The 3,939-nt window shown below is 66.7% G+C and carries 3 protein-coding genes and 1 pseudogene; all 4 read right to left on the reverse strand.

Annotation, left to right across the window (positions count from 1 at the left end; translation table 11 throughout):
• Nucleotides 1-340: 340 nt before the first annotated feature.
• Nucleotides 341-472: a hypothetical protein gene (locus tag VGS97_RS05590; protein ID WP_326852132.1), complete on the reverse strand. Its 132-nt coding sequence runs from the start codon at nt 470-472 to the stop codon at nt 341-343.
• 282 nt (nt 473-754) lie between these two features.
• Nucleotides 755-3,136 (reverse strand): excinuclease ABC subunit UvrA, encoded by a 2,382-nt coding sequence (locus VGS97_RS05595; RefSeq protein ID WP_326852133.1) that lies wholly within the window; start codon nt 3,134-3,136, stop codon nt 755-757.
• A gap of 75 nt (nt 3,137-3,211) precedes the next feature.
• The gene (locus tag VGS97_RS05600; protein ID WP_326852134.1) at nt 3,212-3,577 is read right to left on the reverse strand and encodes a VOC family protein; all 366 of its coding nucleotides are present in this window, start codon (nt 3,575-3,577) and stop codon (nt 3,212-3,214) included.
• A 208-nt stretch (nt 3,578-3,785) separates the two neighbouring features.
• Nucleotides 3,786-3,939, reverse strand: a pseudogene (locus tag VGS97_RS29425) (carbohydrate ABC transporter permease); the annotation flags it as partial.

Raw genomic sequence — 3,939 nt, forward strand, 5'->3', positions numbered from 1 at the left:
CGGCGGAGCGGCTCGCGCCGTCGTGTGTGAGTATGTCGAGGGCGTGAGAGGTTTCGGCGTCGGGGCGAATGGTGATGGTGTCGGCCATGAACGAATTGTAAGACGATTTGTCTTACAATGCAAGTGGGGATGGCGGCACGGCTGCGCCCTACATCGTGTCCCCGTGATCGCAATCGCCTGGTGTGGTGCCCAGAGGCTCAAAACCGTGCCCGCACCTCTGTGAGCTGGGCATTTGGGTTCGAGTAAGAGGCCAGAAGGTCCACAAGTCAGATAAAACAGTGCTTTCCGGTGAAGCCGGAAAGCACTGTTCGTTGTGTCCAACCGCTCACGTTGCTGGAGCTCACGTTCCGGGCATCTGGACGGCGAGCCCGGCTTCCTGTGCCGCGTCGGCCAAGCGTTTGTCGTACGTGATGAGGGATGTGGGACGGGTCCGCAGCGCGGTGGCCAGGTGGATTGCGTCTGGGGATCGCACGGTCGTCGGCTTGAACTGTCCGGCTTCTGGCCCAGACGCGTTGATCGCGAACATCGGTTGGTCTACGAATCAAGGGCGACGACGTCGAAATCATCGCCTGCCGCTACCACTACGGCGATCGATAGACGCTCGAATGCGACCTATTGGGTCGGCAGTCGACCGTGGCTCGCCAGGTGCTTGCCGGTGAGTAGCGAGCAGGCGGTCACGATGCGCGGGGATGGCGGGTTACGCATCACCGTGTACGCGTAACGACGCACGTCAGCATGCGGTTGCCGGGTTTGGTCATGCGCCGACGTAGGCTGCCAGGTGTTCGCCGGTGAGGGTGGAGCGGGCGGCGACCAGCGCGGCGGGGGTGCCTTCGAAGACGATGCGGCCGCCGTCGTGGCCGGCGCCGGGGCCCAGGTTGATGATCCAGTCGGCGTGGGCCATGACGGCCTGGTGGTGTTCGACGACGATGACCGACTTGCCTGCGTCGACGAGGCGGTCCAGTAGGCCGAGGAGTTGCTCGACGTCGGCCAAGTGCAGGCCGGCGGTCGGCTCGTCGAGGACGTAGATGCCGCCCTTCTCGGCCATGTGGGTGGCCAGCTTCAGGCGTTGGCGCTCGCCGCCGGAGAGCGTGGTGAGGGGCTGGCCGATGCTCAGATAGCCGAGGCCGACGTCGGCCAAGCGGTCGAGGATGGTGCGGGCGGGCGGGGTTCTGGCGTCGCCGGTGCCGAAGAACTCCCTGGCGTCGGTCACGGACATGCCGAGGACCTCGTTGATGTCTTTGCCGCCGAGGTGGTACTCCAGCACTGCCGCCTGGAAGCGCTTGCCTTCGCACTCCTCACAGGTGGTGGCCACGCCGGCCATCATCGCCAGGTCGGTGTAGATGACGCCTGCACCGTTGCAGTTGGGGCAGGCGCCCTCGGAGTTGGCGCTGAACAGCGCCGGTTTCACGCCGTTGGCCTTCGCGAACGCGTTGCGGATCGGGTCCAGCAGGCCGGTGTAGGTGGCCGGGTTGCTGCGGCGCGAGCCGCGGATTCCGCCCTGGTCTACGGAGACGACGCCGGTGTCCGTGGGCATCGAGCCGTGGACCAGCGAGCTCTTGCCGGAGCCGGCTACGCCGGTGATCACGACGAGCACGCCGAGCGGGATGTCGACGTCGACGTCGCGCAGGTTGTGCGTTGTTGCGCCGCGGATCGCGAGTTTGCCGGTGGGGGTGCGTACCTCCTTCTTCACGGTGGTCCGGTCGTCCAGGTGGTGGCCGGTGGTGGTGTTGCTCTTGCGCAGGCCTTCCAGGGTGCCTTCGAAGCAGACGGTGCCGCCCGCAGCGCCGGCGCCGGGGCCCAGGTCGACGACGTGGTCGGCGATCGCGATCGTTTCGGGCTTGTGCTCGACGACCAGCACCGTGTTGCCCTTGTCCCGCAGGCGCAGCAGCAGGTCGTTCATCCGCTGGATGTCGTGGGGGTGCAGGCCGGTGGTGGGTTCGTCGAAGACGTACGTGACGTCGGTGAGCGACGAGCCGAGCTGGCGGATCATCTTGACGCGCTGCGCCTCACCGCCGGAGAGGGTGCCTGACGGCCGGTCGAGTGAGAGATAGCCCAGGCCGATCTCCACGAACGATTCGAGGGCGTGGTGGAGGGTGGTGAGCAGCGGTGCGACGGATGGCTCGTCGAGGGCGTTCACCCATTCGGCCAGGTCGCTGATCTGCATCTTGCACGCATCGGCGATGCTGATCCCCTTGATCTTCGATGACCGGGCGCCGTCGTTCAGCCGGGTGCCGTCGCATTCGGGGCAGGTGGTGAAGGTGACCGCGCGGTCCACGAAGGTCCGGACGTGCGGCTGCATCGCTTCCCTGTCTTTGGAGAGCATCGACTTCTGGATGCGCGGCACCAGACCCTCGTAGGTCATGTTGATGCCCGCGATCTTCATCCTGGTCGGCTCGTGGTACAGGAAGGCGTCCAGTTCCTTCTTGGTGAACTTGTGGATCGGCTTGTCCGGGTCGTAGAAGCCCGACTCGGCGTAGAGCCGGGAGTTCCAGCCGCCGCCGGTGTAGCCGGGCACGGTGATCGCGCCCTCGTTGAGCGACCTGCTCTCGTCGTAGAGCTGGGACAGATCGATGTCGGAGACCGTGCCGCGGCCTTCGCAGCGTGCGCACATGCCGCCGGTGATGCTGAAGCTGCGGCGTTCCTTGACCGTCTTACCGGCGCGCTCCAGTGTGACCGCGCCCGCGCCGCTGATCGACGGGATGTTGAACGAGAACGCCTTGGGCGAGCCGATGTACGGCTTTCCGAGCCGACTGAACAGGATGCGCAGCATCGCGTTGGCGTCAGTGGCCGTGCCGACCGTGGAACGGGGATCGGCGCCCATCCGCTGCTGGTCGACGATGATCGCGGTCGTCAGCCCTTCGAGCACATCCACGTCGGGCCGCGCCACCGTCGGCATGAAGCCCTGCACGAACGCGCTGTACGTCTCGTTGATCAGCCGCTGCGACTCCGCGGCGATCGTGTCGAACACCAGAGAGCTCTTGCCCGAGCCGGACACGCCGGTGAACACCGTCAGCCGCCGCTTCGGGATCTCGACGCTGATGTCCTTGAGGTTGTTCTCGCGCGCGCCGTGCACGCGGATGACCTCGTGGCTGTCTGCGGCGCTCGACGTGGGTGATTGCCGCGTCTCCGTGCTCATCGTGTCTCCATCCGCTCTGCGCCCGTGCCCGCGCTCACGTCGTCACGACGGAGCGCGGGCACGGTGTTTCGGCACTCACTTGTCCTGGAGCAGCCCGAGGACGTTGCCGTCGGGATCGGTGACGGTGGCCACCACACGGCCAGGCCCGACTTCGTGCACGGGCTCCTTCACGGTGGCGCCCGCGGCGGTGACCTCGGCCAGCTTCGCCTCGATGTCCGCCACGTGCCAGTAGGCTACCGGCCCGGTCATGCCCTGCGGCCCGCCGCCCGGCACCAGCCCGATGTGCTGACCCGCGGCGTCGAAGCCGACGTAGTAGGACGAGTCGGCGGTCGGCTCGGTGCCGAGAAGGGCGGCGTACACGGCCTTGGCCTTTGCCAGGTCGGACACGGGGTGCAGCACGGTCTTGATTCCCTGGACCGCCTGGCTGGAAGAGCCGGTCATGGTCACTCCTGAAGTCGTGGGCCCGATCGGACCCGTTGCGGTGCGTGGTGCGTGGACCGTTGTTTATGTCCACGACCGCCACACTAGGCGCGGGCTGGTGGGCGCGCTTCTCGAATCCTGATCGGTGTGCACTCGCCCGGCACGCGCGGCTGGGCGTGTCGGGCGGGAGTGCGGAAGCAGTGTCTGCATTCCGCGCTGAGCTGTTGGGCTACTTCACCGATCCGGCGGTGAGGCCGGAGACGACCTTGCGCTCGATGAGGGCGAACAGGACGATGACCGGGATCGTCGCGATGACCGAGCCGGCGAACAGGTGCTGCCAGTCCACCGAATAGGCGCCGATGAAGTTGTTCAGGCCCACGGTC

The sequence above is a fragment of the Actinocrinis sp. genome, from assembly GCF_035946395.1.
Lineage (GTDB): Bacteria > Actinomycetota > Actinomycetes > Streptomycetales > Catenulisporaceae > Actinocrinis.